Consider the following 14,417-nt stretch of genomic DNA (forward strand, 5'->3'; position numbering starts at 1 on the left):
GCCACCGGTCTTTCCACCCGTCGTCATGGGATACTTCTGAGGAATACTAAGCCACCTTAGCGAGCCTGCGGGCCCTGAGATCAGGAGGACCGATGAGCACACCGGGAACAGGGAACACGGACGGCGAGCGCCGAGGCGCCAGCGCCGCCGGACCCGAGCACACCCAGGACAACCCGACCGAGCTGATGGACACGCACCGCGGGGCCGCCGGGGCGTCGGCCACGGGCCCGTCAGCGGTGCGGCGCGAGGGCGACGACGGCGGGAGCGGCTACGTGCCCGGCGCCTACTCCCCCGATGACGACTCGAGCGGCGACTACGTCCCGGGCATGTACTCCGGCGGCTCCGGCGGCAGCCGCTCCTCGGCCGGGGACAGCACCACGCGTCCGCAGGCGCCCCCGATCTCCGCCTCGAGGGAGGAGCCGCGTCCCGCCGGGGACGCGACGACGCAGGCCCACACGCAGGTCGTCCCCGTGACGCCCGTCGGCAAGCGTGACAAGCGCGGAGCCGCCGAGGACGGCCGCGACAGGCCCCTGCCGCGCGGCGCTGCGGCCGGATCGGGGGTGCCCACCGTGGCCGACCGCAAGCTGCTGCACCAGCGCGAGAAGGAACACTTCGGCGGCATGAAGTTCGGCTCCGCGTTCTTCGGCTGGCTCACCGCCACCGGAATGTTCGTGCTGCTCTCCGCCCTCGTGGGCGGTGTCGCCGCACTCTTCGGCGTCGGCGCCACCCTCTCGATGCAGGACATCACGAGCGGTTCCGGGGAGGCGCAGACCGCGGGCATCACGACCGCCGTCGTGCTCGGCGTCGTATTGCTCCTCTCCTACTTCACGGGTGGGTACGTCGCGGGACGCATGGCGCGCTTCAGCGGCGCCAAGCAGGGTGTCGCCGTCTGGCTCTGGGCGCTCATCGCGGCCGTGGTGCTCACCATCATCGGCGTGATCGTCGGGAACCAGGCGGGCGTGACCGAGCAGGTCCAGGGGCTCGGCATCCCGTCCTCGCAGAACCTCACCGGGCCCGGACTCATCGCTCTGCTCGTGGTCGCCGCCGTCGCCCTCGTCGGCGCCATCCTCGGCGGGCTCGCCGGCATGCGGTACCACCGCCGGATCGACCGCACGGACTTCGACGCACTGGACGAGGCCGCGTAGGACGACGCCGCGTAGCCCGCCGACACGACGGGCCATGGAACACAGCAGCCCCGGACTCCACGGAGTCCGGGGCTGCTGGCGTCCACGGTTACGGCGTCGGCATGCCGCCGTTGACGTTCAGGGTCTCGCCGATCACGTAGCTCGCCTCCGAGGACGCCAGGAACACGTATGCGGGAGCGAGTTCAGTGGGCTGGCCCGCGCGGCCCAGCGGGGTGTCCTTGCCGAACTCGGGCAGAGCCTCCTTCGGCTGTCCGCCCGAGGGCTGCAGCGGGGTCCAGATGGGCCCGGGCGCCACGGCGTTGACGCGGATGCCCTTGGGTGCGAGCTGCTGTGCCAGCCCCTTGGTGAAGTTGTTGATCGCGGCCTTGGTGCTCGCGTAGTCGACGAGGGTCGGCGAGGGCTCGTAGGCCTGGATCGACGTGGAGTTGATGATCGCCGAACCGGGCTGGAGGTGCTTGAGCGCCTCCTTGGTCACCCGGAAGAACGAGTAGATGTTCGTCTTGTAGGTGTGGTCCAGCTGCTCGTCGCTGAGGTCCTCCAGCGACTCGACGGCCACCTGCTTGCCGGCGTTGTTGACGAGGATGTCCAGGCTGCCGAGGCCGTCGACGGCCTGCTGCACGAGGGAGATGCAGTACGCGGGGTCCTTCAGGTCACCGGGAATGCAGACGGCCGTGCGGCCCTCCGCCTCGATGAGTGACTTGACGACCTGCGCGTCCTCCTCCTCCTCGGGGAGGTAGGAGAGGGCGACGTCGGCTCCTTCACGCGCGTAGGCGATGGCGACGGCGGCGCCGATTCCCGAATCCGCCCCGGTGATGAGGGCCTTGCGGCCCTGGAGGCGGCCCGTTCCGCGGTAGGAGGTCTCCCCGCGGTCGGCCTTGATCTCCATCTCGGACTCGAGCCCGGGCTCGTTCGTGTGCTCGGCGGGCGGCGTGATGCTCTCGAACCGGGTGACGGGGTTCTGGAAGGTGTACTGGTCGGTCGATCCTGTGGTGCTCTCGGAGGTCATGGCTGTTCTCCCTGGGTGAGTGCGTATCCAGCGTCGCGAGGGACGTCGGAACGGACGGCGACTAGCCGATGAAGCTAAGCCTACTTACTACCCTAGGCGTGGAGCGATGCCCTGGACAAATGGGGGGTCCGGCGGGTCGGCTCTGGCGGGAAGCGGTCCGGGCGGTTACACGGTCACAGGCCCCGGCACGCGAGGTGCTCCCCGGACGACGCTAGAGGACGACGGAGAAGAGACCTGCCCCGATGCTGAGGACCATGGCGGCGACCACGAGCCAGACGATCGGGGTGCGGAGCCTGCGCATGTGATCCATAGGCGTCGAGTCTAGTCGCCGGGCGGACGGCGGCACAGGGAGGAAATAATTCCCGCCCCGTCGTGGCTGTGCCCGGCATGGAGCAGCGCATCGCAGTCACAGGGTCCACCGGCGTCGTGGGCGGGCGCGTCGCCCGGATGCTCGCCGCCGACGGGGTGCCGCTGATCCTCCCGGTCAGGTCGCCGGACCGGGCGCAGCACCTGCCCGAGGCCGTCGTCCGGCAGTGCACCTACGCCGACGCCGACGCATCCGCCGAGGCGCTGACCGGCGTCGACGTCCTGTTCATGGTCTCGGCGGCCGAGGAGGCCGACCGCGTGGCGACCCACCGCACCTTCATCGACGCGGCGAAGGCGGCGGGCGTGCGGCACGTCGTCTACACGTCGTTCCTCGGCGCCGCCCCCGACGCCACGTTCCTCCTCGGCCGCGACCACTGGTTCACCGAGGAGCACCTGCGGCGGTCCGGGATGGCCTGGACGTTCCTCCGCGACAACCTGTACCTCGACGTCGTGCCAGCCCTCGCGGAGGACGGCGTCATCCGGGGCCCGGCCGGCGAGGGTAGACTCTCCGCCGTCGCCCAGTCCGACGTCGCCCGCTCCGCCGCGGCGGTGCTGCGGACGCCCGCGGACCACGAAGGGAGGGCGTACCGGCTGACCGGCCCCGACGCCTTCACCCTGGCCGAGGCCGCCGCCCTCCTGACCGAACTGACGCAGGCGACCGTGCGGTTCGAGGACCAGTCGTACGACGAGGCGATGGCCTCCCGCGCCCACCACGGAGCGCCCCGCTGGCAGGTCGAGGCCTGGGTGAGCACGTACACGGCCATCGCCCGCGGCGAGATGGCCGAGGTGACCGGTGACGTCGAGCGCCTCACCGGGCGGCGCCCGGTCGGCTTCCGCGACCTCCTCTCGGCGCAGGGGTAGGTCCCGCATGCGCAGGGACATCGTCCCGGGTCCCGCGAACAGCCGCGCGTTCTACCGGTTCCTGACCTCCGTCGTCGTGCCCCGCCCCATCGCGTGGGTGTCCTCGACGTCGGCGGACGGCGTGGACAACCTCGCCCCGCACTCGTTCTTCACCATCGCGTCGGTCGACCCGCCGATCGTCCAGTTCACGTCCGTGGGCCGCAAGGACTCCGTGCGCAACATCGAGGCCACCGGCGAGTTCGTGGTCAGCTTCACGCCGGAGGAGCTCTTCGAGGCCGTCAACGCGACCGGCACCGACTTCCCGCCGGACGTCAGCGAGTTCGACGCCGTCGGCCTCACCCGTGAGCCCAGCGTCACGGTGCGGCCGCCGCGGGTCGGGGAGTCCCCCGTGGCGCTCGAGTGCAGGCTGCACCTCGTCCAGGAGATGGGGAACTGCACCCTCGTCTTCGGCGAGGTGGTGCACGCCGCGGTCTCGGAGGACGTGCTCGACGGTGATCTGCCCTCCATCGCAGCGCTCAGGCCGCTGTCGCGGCTCGGGAAGAACGAGTGGGGATCGGCGGGGACCATCCGGGAGATCACGCGCATCCCCGTCCGCGGGTGGCCGGGGCACTACCACGGGATGCACGCCGGCGCCTGATCCGGCCACCTTCGTCCTTTCCCGGTGCCGTCCGGATCCGTCCCGTACAGTGCGGATATCTGCGGTTCCCACCCGCTCCCGGGCTGGGAAGCCAGCGTCGAACCAGGAATCCCCCCATGAGCGTCAGCACCTCCCCGCGTACCGTCCGCATCTCCCGGCCCAACGATGTGGTCGCGTCCTATTCGGTGCTGCTGAAGCAGGTCCGCAGGGAAGGGCTGCTGAACCGGCGGCGTCGTTTCTACGCCTGCGTGTTCGCAGCCCTGGCCCTGGCCATGGGCGCCGCGTGGACCGGTTTCGCCCTCCTCGGCGACACCTGGTTCCAGCTCCTCATCGCCGCGGTCCTCGGTGTCCTGCTGACCCAGGTCGCGTTCCTCGCCCATGAGGCCTCCCACCGCCAGATCTTCGCCAGCCGCACCGCCAACGACTGGTCCGGCCGGATCCTCGCCGCCGGCGTCGTGGGCATCAGCTACGCCTGGTGGATGGACAAGCACACCCGCCACCACAACGATCCCAACACCCGCGGCAAGGACCCCGACATCGCCGTCGACACCATCTCCTTCCTCGAGGAGGACGCCGTCAAGGCGCGCGGCCTCCAGGCCTGGATCACCCGCCGCCAGGGCTACCTGTTCTTCCCCCTGCTCACCATGGAGGGCATCAACCTGCACGCCCGCTCCATCGCCACCCTCTTCGCCCGCCGCACCGTCCCCGGCCGCTGGATCGAACTGGCCCTGCTCGGCGCCCGCTTCGGCGCCTACCTCGGCATCCTCTTCTGGTTCCTGCCCGTCGGCATGGCGTTCGCGTTCCTGGGCGTGCAGCTGGCCGTCTTCGGCCTGTACATGGGCGCCAGCTTCGCCCCCAACCACAAGGGCATGCCCATCGTCCCCAGGGACAGCACGCTGGACTTCTTCCAGAAGCAGGTCCTGACCTCACGCAACATCCGCGGCGGCTCCTTCATCAACAACGCCTTCGGGGGGCTGAACTTCCAGATCGAGCACCACCTCTTCCCCGACATGCCCCGCCCCCACCTCCGCCGGGCCGCGATCATCGTGAGGGAACACTGCGAGCGCCTCAGCGTGCCCTACACCGAGGTCGGCGTCGCCGCCTCCTATGCCGCCGTCGTCGCCTACCTGAACCGCGTGGGCCTCGCCGCCCGCGACCCCTTCGACTGCCCCATGATCAACCGCTACCGTCGCCCCTGACTACCACGCGGAACCTCGGACGGGGAGATAGTAAGGGGCCTTTCTTCCTTGCCTGCGGGCCCCTACCGTGGAGAGATGTTCTTCCTCTTCGGCCTCACCACTCGTGAGCACCTCCAGTCCACCCGCTCCGCGTCCTGCCGTTACTGCGGGATGTTCGCACCCCAGCAGGTGATCCAGCGCAGGACGAAGATCTCCGTGTTCTTCATCCCGCTCCTCACCGTGAGCAGGACGCGCCTGCAGGTCTGCACGAACTGCGGCGGCACGTCGCGTATCAGCGGCGCGGAAGAACGCGCCCTCGCCCACTGACACCCCCCCCCCGGGCCGGGCCGTCAGCCCCCGACGGCCCCGATGGTGCCCCTGACCATGCTGACGCTGGAATGGGTGGGGTTCCCGTCGAAGGGCTCGTCGGAGATGTCGACGATGGGGTACTGCGCCAGGTCGATGTCGGCCGGTACCGCGAAGCTGCCGTGATCGGCCTCCAGGAGGCCGATGCTGTACATCTGCTTCAGGTCGGGGGCGATCAGCCAGACCTGCCGGAACCCGTCCGGTGCCGCCCCCGTGAGATCGACGTCGAGGCTCCGGGAACCGTCGTCGGCCCGCGAGATCGTCGCCTCGCCCGACCCCGAGAAACCGGGCAGGGGCGCCAGGTCGGCCTGGGCCAGCACGACGCCGTTCCCGCCCGAGCGCAGCGACTCCGCCGCCCACAGTGCTCCTCCACCCACCAGGATCCCGACACCGGCGGCAACAGCCAGCCAGCGGGTCGAGTACTGCCGGTTCCTGCGGCCCCGCCGCTCCCGGGCCGCCGACAGGGACGGCACGTTCCCCGATGACTGCGCCTCCGCGGCGTCCGTGCCCGGGTCGGCGCGCAGCCCGAGTTCGGCCCTGATCGCCTCCCAGACCGCCGGGCCCGGCCGTTCGAGGACCGTGACCGAGCCGTCGGCCCTCGCCGTGCTGACGACGGTCCGCAGTCCGTTCACGTCCGCGGAACACGTGCCGCACCGTCCCAAGTGCTCCTGCGACCAGAGGTCGAGTGGTTCACCCAGCGCAGCGAGACCGACGGCGTCCGGGTCAAGATGCTGCATTCCACTCCTCCAATCGATTGCGTAGGTGCACGAGACTCCTTCGGATGTGACTCTTGACGGTCCCCAGGGGGAGATTCATCCGCGCCGAGATCTGTTGATGTGTCAGGTCTTCGTAGAAGGCCAGCTTGAGGATGGAACCCTGGGGCTCCCCGAGCCTCTCCAGCTCCGAACCGAGGACCACGCGGTCGGTGATGGTGTCGACACCATGATCGAAGCCGGCGCCCATGTCCGGGGCGACGCCGGCCCGGACCACCAGGTGCTCCTGCCGGGTCCTGGCCGACAGGCTGTCGAGGATGACGTTCCGGCAGATCCCCATGAGCCAGGCCGGGAGGACGCCCGAGTCGGGATCGAAGCGGTCCCTAGACCGCCACGCCCTCACGAACACATCCTGCGTGATGTCGTCGGCGGCCGCGCGGTCCTTCATCGAACGCAGGGCGATCGTGTAGACGAGGGGGGCGAAACACTCGTACGCGGCCGTCATTGCACGCTCGTCCCCCGCGGTGAAGTCGAGGTCGAGCTGCCTCGTCCATTCGGGGCCAGGAGGTGCCACGTGTCACTCCTCAAGCCGGGGCCGGCGCCGCGCCAGTGCGGCAGCCGGCGATCCTGGGCTCTTACCCCATCAGACTCAGAGCGGTAAGGCTGTGAGCACTACATTATCCTCATAGTCCCCCTTCTCCGACAGCCATTCCCCCCCGCAGGTGATGATCTTGAGTTCGGGGGCGCCGTCGCGCCTGAAGATCTCCGACCCGTTCAGTGTGGCCTTCGGGACGTTCCGGACGTCGGAGACCGCATAGGCCAGGGACCGTCCGTCCTCCAGTCCCACCGTGACCGTGGTTCCGACCGGTACGTCCTTCAGCTGGGCGAAAGGCATCACCTCCGTGAGGCTGTCGACGTGGGCGGCGATCACCGCGTTGCCGGCCTTCGCGCCGGGCGCGGGACCGTAGCGGTACCATCCCGCTTCGTAGAAGCTGTCCGGGATCTCCATGGCGTTGTTGTCCTCGATACCCACCTCCACGACCTTCACGGAGATGTCGGTGCCGGCGATGACCAGGGACACGGGGGCCGGGTCTCGCGGCTGGAGTGCACCGTTGGCCTGCTGGATGGGCACCGGGGGGATCGTCGCGGGTGTTCCCGCCGGGCTCGGTGTCGGGCTCGGTGTCGGGCTCGCCGGGGCGTCGGTCGCGCGCGCGGCGTCCGCCGCCGGGTCCGCGGCACCGGCCGTGGGTGCCTGCGGGGCGGGGACGGGGGCCGTGAGAACCGGTGCCGGGTCCGCCGGCGCGGCATCATCGGCCTGCGCGCACCCTGCGAGGAGGACGGCGGCCAGCACGGCGGCGGGGATCGCTGATCGACGGGGATGCACGGTGGTGGACTCTCCTGTGGGTGACGTGACGGGCGGGGAGGCGGAAACGGCCTCCCCGCCCGTCACTGCCGGATTCAGACGCGTGCGGTCCGACGGCGGGCGGCTGCTGCCACCCCGCCCAGCACGACCAGGAGGAACGCCCCCAGCCCGATGGCCGCTCCGTTGTCGTCCTGGGCCGCGAGGCCGGACTGGCCTCCCGGGACGGCACCGGGTGAGGAGTGCAGCCCCTCGATCGTCTGCGTGGCGAGCGCGAGGTTTCCGGCCTCGAGGCTGCCCCAGGCGTAGACGATCGTCGAGGTGCCCTCGGGGAGGTTCAGGTCCGCCGGGCCGATCACCGGGGTGGTGGTGCCCGCAGCGGCGACGGCCGCCGACACCGTGCCGGGATCCGTGGTCAGCGAGGCCTCACCGGGATTGCTGAGGTTCGGGACGATCGCCGCACCTCCGGCGAGGACGTCGACCGCCGGTGCCGCCGCGACGTGGCGGACCGTCAGGCGCGTCTTGCCGGCCTCGATGGCGGAGACGTCATTGGTGTAGAAGTTCGCCGTCGGCTGGCCTGCGGCATCGAGATTCGCCGTCGCCGTGTAGTTCCCACCGGCCTCGAGCGTCACGTCGACGGGACCGATCACCGGCGCGCTGGCGTCGGCGGCATCGGATGCCGTGATGGCCAGCTGGTAGTCCCCGGCCGGCAGGGCGAGAGGACCGGCCAGCGTGCCCGGGGTGAAGTCGTCCAGCGTGAGCGCGCCATTGACGTAGACGTCGACCGTGAGGTCGGGGACGCCGTGGAGGACGGACAGGGACGCATCGGCCGGTGCTTCGGCGGCAGTGGCCGGGGCGGCGATGGACGCGGCTCCCAGGGCTGCTACGGCTCCAATGGCGTACAGGCTTCGTTGCATGACTACTCCTTGGTGTGGCCCCGGTGACGGGGTTTTTTCGCTGACACCCGGTACTACCCGGCGGCGGGGCGATTTGGATGCAAGGAGGTCGAGGGAATTTTCCCGGTCAGGCGTTCCAGAGCCCGTAGGAGTCCGCGAGCGAGGAGATCTTCTGCGCCCGGGCGAGGCGCGGGAGGTAGGAGCCGTCACCCACCACGGCTCCGGCGGCGTGCTCACGAAGGAGTTCCGAGGCCCAGCTGATCTCCGACTCGCTGGGCGACAGTCCGCGGTTGATGGTGTCGGTGGCGTCGGTCAGCAGGCACAGTTTGCCCGTCATGCCCATGGAGGCAGTGACCTTGCAGGCCTCGAGCAGCTCGTCCCCCAGGGCGCCGACGGTGGGACCGTCGATCGGACCGGGCAGCTGCCCCACGCGCGAGGCGACCACGAGCTTGGAACGCGCATAGGCGAGCGCCATCGGGTCGTCGGAGGCTCCCGTGTCACGCCGGAAATCGCCCACCCCGAACGCGAGGCGGAAGGTGCCGGGGGCGCTGGCGATCGCCGTCGCGTTCTCGATGCCGAGCGCCGACTCGATCAGGGCGAGCACGGGCGTACCGGCCTGCAGGCGCATGGCCGTGTGCGTGACCTGCTCGGGCTTCTCCGTCATCGCGAGCATGACGCCGCGCAGGCCCGGCGCCCTGGACAGGGCGGCCAGGTCGTCGGCCCAGTACTCCGTCTCGATACCGTTGACGCGCACCCATGCCGTCATGCCGGTGGACAGAGCCTCGACCACGCGCTCACGGGCTTCCACCTTGCCCGGGGCGGGAACGGCGTCCTCCATGTCGAACACCACGGAGTCGGCCTCGGAGGTGAGGGCCGGGATGAAATTGTCCTCGGAAGCCGCTGAGGCCAGGAGCCAGGATCGGGAGAGCTTGGCGGGAAGCGCGGCGGCGCGGCTGTTTCTGAGCGAGGTGGCCATGCTCAAACACTACTGAGGATCGCTCCGTGTTACCCAACGAACTTCACCGCATCGCGTGAACACTACGACCAAAAGGGCCCGGCCCGCGTCACGGGACCCTTGACCCCCCAGCGCTCCACGCCTAGCATTCGTATACGATTTCGTGCCACCGGGCGAGGACCATGACGTCCCCGCCCCGTCCGGGCACGCGCGTAGCCACGCACCGCGAAAACAAGGGAGTTTTTCATGGCACCAGCGTCAGAGCGGCCGGACGCACAGTCCCGGCACGGCATGAGCGCCGCCGACCGCAAGGTCCTCGCCGGCACCATGGTCGGCACCACGATCGAGTGGTACGACTTCTTCATCTTCGCCCAGGCCGCGGGCCTCGTCTTCGCGACCCTCTACTTCGGCCCCCTCGAGGGCGAGAGCCCGGGCCTCGCCCAGCTCGTGGCCTGGGCCACCATCGGCATCAGCTTCTTCTTCCGCCCCCTGGGCGCCGTCATCGCCGGGCGCCTCGGCGACCGCATCGGCAGGAAGGCCATGCTCGTCTTCACGCTCGTCATGATGGGCTCCGCCACCGCGCTGATCGGCCTGCTGCCCACCTACGCGCAGATCGGCGTCTGGGCCCCGATCCTCCTGATGCTCCTGCGCATCCTCCAGGGCTTCTCCGCCGGTGGCGAGTGGGGCGGCGCCGCCCTCATGGCGGTGGAGCACGCACCGGTGGACAAGCGCGGCTTCTGGGGCGCCTACCCCCAGATCGGGGTGCCCGTCGGGATGATCCTGGCGACCCTCGTCCTGTTCCTGCTCCGCAGCTCCCTGTCCCCCGAGGACTTCCTCGCCTGGGGCTGGCGTATCCCGTTCCTGCTCTCCGTCGTCCTGATCGTCGTCGGCTACTTCATCCGCGCCGCCGTCGCCGAGAGCCCCGTGTTCAAGCGCATGATCGAGCGCAAGAGGGACACCGCGACCCCGCTGCGGGACCTGATGCGGACGCACAAGCGCCCGGTGATCCTCGCCGCCCTCATCTTCATCGGCAACAACGCCGCCGGCTACCTCGTGATCGCGTTCCTCTCCTCCTACGCCCAGCGGATCCTGGGCATGCCCGCCGCACCGGTGCTGCTCGCCACGCTGCTGGCGTCCTTCGGCTGGCTCATCTTCACCCTCTACGGCGGGATCCTCTCGGACCGCATCGGACGGGTGCGGACGTTCCAGATCGGGTACGGGCTGATCTTCGTGTGGATGATCCCGATGTTCATGATGATCGACACCCGGAACGTCTGGGCCTACGGCATCGCGATCTTCGTCCTCACCATCGGGCTCGGGCTGTCCTACGGCCCCATGTCCGCGATGTACGCGGAGATGTTCCCGGCGAACGTCCGCTACTCCGGCATCGGCATCGGGTATGCCCTCGGCGCGATCCTGGGCGGCGCCTTCGCCCCGCTGATCGCCGAGGCCCTCCTCAAGGGCACCGGCTGGTCGGGCTCGATCGGGCTCTACATCATGGGCCTCTGCGTCATCTCCTTCATCGGCGTCACCCTGGTCAAGGAGACCAAGGGTGCGCCCCTGGAGGCGGAGAAGGAGGACGCCGCCGCGGGGGTCGGGCGCCGCGCCTGACCGGCCGACGTCGTCCGGCCCTGTCCGGCTTGCGTCCTCGCGTCGACGGTGATGCCCACCGGTCGCCCCCGGCCGGTGGGCATTCTCGCGCATGCCCACGGGCCCGACCTCACCAGTGGGCGGGGCGGAGACGGACCACACCCCGGTCCCGTTATAGTGGCAGGTGTCGGGTGCCACGGGCGCCGTGCCTGAAAAAGAGGCAATAAGGGCGCAGTCGCCCGAGGCACATACGGAATCCACCCATCACGTCCCTGGGTCGACCGTGTGCCTGCACCAGCGCCACCGGGGACTTCGCCCCGCAAGGATCCGACCATGGCCACCGTCTCCGCCCGCATCGTCTCCGCCCTCCTGCCCGCTACCACCGAGGTGTTCGGGGTCATGGGCAACGGCAACGCGCACTTCCTCGACGCCGTCATGGCCGCACCGTCCCTGCACTTCACGGCCGTACGGCACGAGGCCGGAGCCGTCGCCGCCGCGGACGCCTACCACCGCGCCGGCGGCCGCCTCGCGGTCGCCACCACCACGTACGGCGCCGGGTTCACGAATGCCCTGACACCCCTGGCCGAGGCCGTCCAGGCGGACATCCCGCTCGTCCTCGTGGTCGGCGACGCCCCCACCACCGGGATGCGCGCGTGGGACGTCGACCAGTCCCTCGTGGCCAAGGGGCTCGGCGCCACGACGTTCACCGTGTCCGCCACCCATCCCGTGGCGATCACGGCGGCGGCGGTCGAGCACGCGCTCCACCACCGCGAGGCCGTGGTCCTCGCGATCCCCTACGACCTCGCCGCCGCCGAGGCCGCGGACGAGGACCGCGCCGTAGCACCCACCCCCGCGCCCCTCGTGGAGCCCGCCGCGGCGGACATCGGGCGCATCGCAGCCCTCCTGTCCGCCGCCGAGCGGCCCCTCGTCCTGGCCGGCCGCGGCGCCTGGGTGAGCGGCGCCGGCACGGCGGCGGCAGCGCTCGCGGACCGTCTCGGCGCCCTGACCGCCACCTCGGCCCTCGGCGCAGGACTGTTCGGGGACGACTCCGCGGCGCTCGGCATCGCGGGCGGCTGGGCGTCGGACCGGACGGCCGGCCTCGTCGAGGAGGCCGACGTCGTCCTGGTGCTCGGCGCTCGGCTCAACCAGTTCACGATGCGCTTCGGGCACTCCTTCTCCCCGGACGCCCGGGTCATCCAGGTGGACATCGCGACCGGCCCCACCTCGCCCGCCGTCACCGACTTCGTGCACGCCGACGCACGCCTCACGGCGGAGGCGCTCCTCGCCGCCGTCGACCGCCGCGAAGGACTGCTCCGGTGGAGGACGCGCGCCGCCGGCGACGCCCTGGACGCCCATGACGCGCGCGACGGCGGCGAGGCGATGGCTCCCGACGGCCGCCTCGATCCGCGGAGCCTGTGCCGGGTGCTGGACCGGGTGCTGCCCGCGGACCGGACGGTCGTGCAGGACGGCGGCCACTTCATCGGCTGGGCGCCCGGCTATCTCCGCGTGCCCGCGGCGAACCGTCTGATCATGGTGGGCACCGCGTACCAGACCATCGGTCTCGGCTTCCCGAGCGCCGTCGGTGCCGCCCGCGCCCTGCCGGACTCCACCGTGGTCCTGTGCACGGGCGACGGCGGCGCACTCATGGCCCTCGCGGATCTCGACACGCTCATCAGGACGGCGCGCCGGGCCGTCATCGTGGTCTTCAACGACGCCGCCTACGGGGCCGAGATCCACCAGTATGCCGTCCGCGGTATCCACCCGGGCCCCATGATGATCGACGAGGTGGACTTCGCCGCCGTCGCTGCGGCCCTCGGGGCGCGGTCGGCGACGATCGCCTCCCTCGAGGACCTCACCGCCGTCGAGGGCTGGCTCGCGTCCGACGACGACGGCGTGCTGCTGCTCGACTGCAGGATCTCCCGGCAGATCGTGGCCCCCTACATGCAGGAGATCGTGGCCGTCGCCGCCCGGGTGAGCACGCGCTGAGGTCAGCGCTTCACGCGGTAGCGGGAGACAACGACGCCGGAGCCGAAGACACGGCTGCCCACGAGCTCGAGGGCCACCCGGTGCCGGTGGGGCGGGAAGAACGCGTGCCCGCCCCCGACCAGCACCGGGTGGACCCGCACCTGGTACTCGTCGATGAGGCCCAGGGCGGCAGCCTCCTCGGCGAGGGTCGCCCCGCCGATGGCGATGTCCCCTTCCGCGGGGTCGGCTCGCAGACGCTCGATCTCCTCCGCCAGGCTCCCCGACGCCAGGCGCGTGTTGCTGCCCCGGACCTCGGACAGCGAGTGGGAGAACACGACCTTCGGCAGCTGCTTCCAGAGCGCCGTCCATTCGCGGTCGGCCTCGTCGGCCGACGGGTCCTGGTCGGCGGTCTCCCAGTACAGCATCGTCTCGTAGAGCCGGCGCCCCAGCAGATGGGCGCCGACCGTGCGGATCTCGTCGATGGCGGAACGGAAGACCTCCTCGTCGGGTGTCGTGAAGTCGAAGCCGCCATCCGGACCGATGACGTAGCCGTCCAGGGAGACCCCCATCGAGTAGGTCACATTACGCATCAGCTCTCTCCTCCGTGATGTGTCAGCACGCGGCACTTCGCAGTGTCACGAGGTCTCCCACGCTGATCGTGCCGATGCGGTCCACGCGGGCCTGCACCCCGAACTCCCCATTGTGGACCGAAAGGGCCTTCAGCGCCTTCGGTCCGGCGACCGTTCCCGCCTGGGGCTGGTCGATCATGGTGCAGCGGGGCATGCCGGCGCCGACGGTGATGACCACCTCGCCCCCGATCGCCAGTTCCACACCCGCCCAGTCGCGGTCGAGGAACAGCGGAGCGGACCCCGTGTCCAGGACGAGGTTCGGGCGGAAGCGGCGCTCCTCGACCGCTCCTCCCAGCACCTCCGCGAGCGCGGCGAGGGACGACGTCGACACCAGGTGGAGCGGCGACTCGTCGTGGTGCTGGAGCGTCGTCCCCTGCCGCAGCGTCAGCTCCTGGCCGAATGCCGCGGTCAGCGCCTCGGAGGCCCCCGGCTCGGCCACCCGGTACGGGACCCCGGCGGGGCTGCGGAGGACAGGGACACCGCCGGGCCCCTCCATCCCCGACGTCCAGTGCAGGAGCCCCGGGACGGGACGGAAGCGGCTGGTGCGCTTACCGCTGGCGATCCCGCCGTCGTGCGTGTAGACCGCCCAGCGGCGGTCGTGCTCGAGCCCCGACGGCGTGACGGTGGCGGTTCGCAGGGCCTGGCCCGCTGTCGACTTCACCGGATAGCGGTACAGTGCGCGGACCCGTCCGACGGGTGCTCCGTGGTGCGGCATGCGGCCATTCTCGCACCGCGCTCCACCGTCGTCGC

15 protein-coding genes are annotated in these 14,417 nt (G+C 70.7%); 7 read left to right on the forward strand and 8 right to left on the reverse strand.

The genetic code is table 11. The annotated features are described in order from the left end of the window. The first annotated feature begins 92 nt into the window (after positions 1-92). Positions 93-1,145 carry a hypothetical protein gene (locus tag ACX80P_RS10860; protein WP_459278081.1) on the forward strand — a complete coding sequence of 351 codons (1,053 nt, stop codon included), beginning with the start codon at positions 93-95 and terminating at the stop codon, positions 1,143-1,145. Positions 1,146-1,233: 88 nt separating this feature from the next. Here ACX80P_RS10860 and ACX80P_RS10865 read toward each other — a convergent pair whose 3' ends face one another. After that, positions 1,234-2,151 carry an SDR family oxidoreductase gene (locus ACX80P_RS10865; protein WP_459278082.1) on the reverse strand — a complete coding sequence of 306 codons (918 nt, stop codon included), beginning with the start codon at positions 2,149-2,151 and terminating at the stop codon, positions 1,234-1,236. 372 nt (positions 2,152-2,523) lie between these two features. Here ACX80P_RS10865 and ACX80P_RS10870 point away from each other — a divergent pair, with 372 nt between their 5' ends. The 4 genes from ACX80P_RS10870 (at position 2,524) to ACX80P_RS10885 (ending at position 5,520) form a co-directional block, all read left to right on the forward strand. After that, the gene (locus ACX80P_RS10870) at positions 2,524-3,378 is read left to right on the forward strand and encodes an SDR family oxidoreductase (protein WP_459278083.1); all 855 of its coding nucleotides are present in this window, start codon (positions 2,524-2,526) and stop codon (positions 3,376-3,378) included. A 7-nt stretch (positions 3,379-3,385) separates the two neighbouring features. Continuing rightward, positions 3,386-4,015 carry a flavin reductase family protein gene (locus ACX80P_RS10875; RefSeq protein ID WP_459278084.1) on the forward strand — a complete coding sequence of 210 codons (630 nt, stop codon included), beginning with the start codon at positions 3,386-3,388 and terminating at the stop codon, positions 4,013-4,015. A 116-nt stretch (positions 4,016-4,131) separates the two neighbouring features. Further along, positions 4,132-5,214: a fatty acid desaturase family protein gene (locus ACX80P_RS10880; protein WP_459278085.1), complete on the forward strand. Its 1,083-nt coding sequence runs from the start codon at positions 4,132-4,134 to the stop codon at positions 5,212-5,214. 75 nt (positions 5,215-5,289) lie between these two features. Beyond that, the gene (locus ACX80P_RS10885) at positions 5,290-5,520 is read left to right on the forward strand and encodes a zinc ribbon domain-containing protein (RefSeq protein ID WP_459278086.1); all 231 of its coding nucleotides are present in this window, start codon (positions 5,290-5,292) and stop codon (positions 5,518-5,520) included. 23 nt (positions 5,521-5,543) lie between these two features. On the opposite strand, the gene ACX80P_RS10890 is transcribed toward ACX80P_RS10885, so the two are convergent. The 5 genes from ACX80P_RS10890 to ACX80P_RS10910 form a co-directional block, all read right to left on the reverse strand. Continuing rightward, positions 5,544-6,296, reverse strand: coding sequence for an anti-sigma factor domain-containing protein (locus tag ACX80P_RS10890; RefSeq protein ID WP_459278087.1), 753 nt, complete (start codon positions 6,294-6,296; stop codon positions 5,544-5,546). After that, a complete protein-coding gene (locus ACX80P_RS10895; protein ID WP_459278088.1) occupies positions 6,283-6,846 on the reverse strand; it encodes an RNA polymerase sigma factor in 564 nt (187 codons plus the stop codon). Before ACX80P_RS10895 ends, ACX80P_RS10890 begins: the two co-directional genes overlap by 14 nt. A 75-nt stretch (positions 6,847-6,921) precedes the next feature. Then, the gene (locus ACX80P_RS10900; RefSeq protein WP_459278089.1) at positions 6,922-7,656 is read right to left on the reverse strand and encodes a class F sortase; all 735 of its coding nucleotides are present in this window, start codon (positions 7,654-7,656) and stop codon (positions 6,922-6,924) included. A gap of 74 nt (positions 7,657-7,730) precedes the next feature. Then, positions 7,731-8,549, reverse strand: a complete 819-nt coding sequence (locus ACX80P_RS10905) for a DUF4397 domain-containing protein (RefSeq protein ID WP_459278090.1) — start codon at positions 8,547-8,549, stop codon at positions 7,731-7,733. A 106-nt stretch (positions 8,550-8,655) separates the two neighbouring features. Continuing rightward, entirely contained in the window at positions 8,656-9,504 is an 849-nt protein-coding gene (locus ACX80P_RS10910; RefSeq protein ID WP_459278091.1) for an HpcH/HpaI aldolase/citrate lyase family protein, read from the reverse strand. 225 nt (positions 9,505-9,729) lie between these two features. On the opposite strand from ACX80P_RS10910, the gene ACX80P_RS10915 reads away from it, so the two are divergent. Next, on the forward strand, positions 9,730-11,094 hold the full coding sequence (locus ACX80P_RS10915) for an MFS transporter (RefSeq protein ID WP_459278092.1): 1,365 nt from the start codon (positions 9,730-9,732) through the stop codon (positions 11,092-11,094). Positions 11,095-11,406: 312 nt separating this feature from the next. Then, the gene (locus tag ACX80P_RS10920) at positions 11,407-13,059 is read left to right on the forward strand and encodes a thiamine pyrophosphate-binding protein (protein ID WP_459278093.1); all 1,653 of its coding nucleotides are present in this window, start codon (positions 11,407-11,409) and stop codon (positions 13,057-13,059) included. 2 nt (positions 13,060-13,061) lie between these two features. On the opposite strand, the gene ACX80P_RS10925 is transcribed toward ACX80P_RS10920, so the two are convergent. Then, entirely contained in the window at positions 13,062-13,628 is a 567-nt protein-coding gene (locus tag ACX80P_RS10925) for a dihydrofolate reductase family protein (RefSeq protein WP_459278094.1), read from the reverse strand. Positions 13,629-13,650: 22 nt separating this feature from the next. Next, positions 13,651-14,382 (reverse strand): MOSC domain-containing protein, encoded by a 732-nt coding sequence (locus ACX80P_RS10930; RefSeq protein WP_459278095.1) that lies wholly within the window; start codon positions 14,380-14,382, stop codon positions 13,651-13,653. Positions 14,383-14,417: the final 35 nt, after the last annotated feature.

This window comes from Arthrobacter arabinosi, from assembly GCF_054511115.1.

Excerpts from the sequence above, each read along its gene's own strand:
- ACX80P_RS10860 (WP_459278081.1), top strand. The coding sequence starts at position 93 with ATGAGCACACCGGGAACAGGGAACACGGACGGCGAGCGCCGAGGCGCC.
- ACX80P_RS10865 (WP_459278082.1), bottom strand. The coding sequence starts at position 2,151 with ATGACCTCCGAGAGCACCACAGGATCGACCGACCAGTACACCTTCCAG.
- ACX80P_RS10875 (WP_459278084.1), top strand. The coding sequence starts at position 3,386 with ATGCGCAGGGACATCGTCCCGGGTCCCGCGAACAGCCGCGCGTTCTAC.
- ACX80P_RS10880 (WP_459278085.1), top strand. The coding sequence starts at position 4,132 with ATGAGCGTCAGCACCTCCCCGCGTACCGTCCGCATCTCCCGGCCCAAC.
- ACX80P_RS10885 (WP_459278086.1), top strand. The coding sequence starts at position 5,290 with ATGTTCTTCCTCTTCGGCCTCACCACTCGTGAGCACCTCCAGTCCACC.
- ACX80P_RS10890 (WP_459278087.1), bottom strand. The coding sequence starts at position 6,296 with ATGCAGCATCTTGACCCGGACGCCGTCGGTCTCGCTGCGCTGGGTGAA.
- ACX80P_RS10905 (WP_459278090.1), bottom strand. The coding sequence starts at position 8,549 with ATGCAACGAAGCCTGTACGCCATTGGAGCCGTAGCAGCCCTGGGAGCC.
- ACX80P_RS10910 (WP_459278091.1), bottom strand. The coding sequence starts at position 9,504 with ATGGCCACCTCGCTCAGAAACAGCCGCGCCGCCGCGCTTCCCGCCAAG.
- ACX80P_RS10915 (WP_459278092.1), top strand. The coding sequence starts at position 9,730 with ATGGCACCAGCGTCAGAGCGGCCGGACGCACAGTCCCGGCACGGCATG.
- ACX80P_RS10920 (WP_459278093.1), top strand. The coding sequence starts at position 11,407 with ATGGCCACCGTCTCCGCCCGCATCGTCTCCGCCCTCCTGCCCGCTACC.
- ACX80P_RS10925 (WP_459278094.1), bottom strand. The coding sequence starts at position 13,628 with ATGCGTAATGTGACCTACTCGATGGGGGTCTCCCTGGACGGCTACGTC.
- ACX80P_RS10930 (WP_459278095.1), bottom strand. The coding sequence starts at position 14,382 with ATGCCGCACCACGGAGCACCCGTCGGACGGGTCCGCGCACTGTACCGC.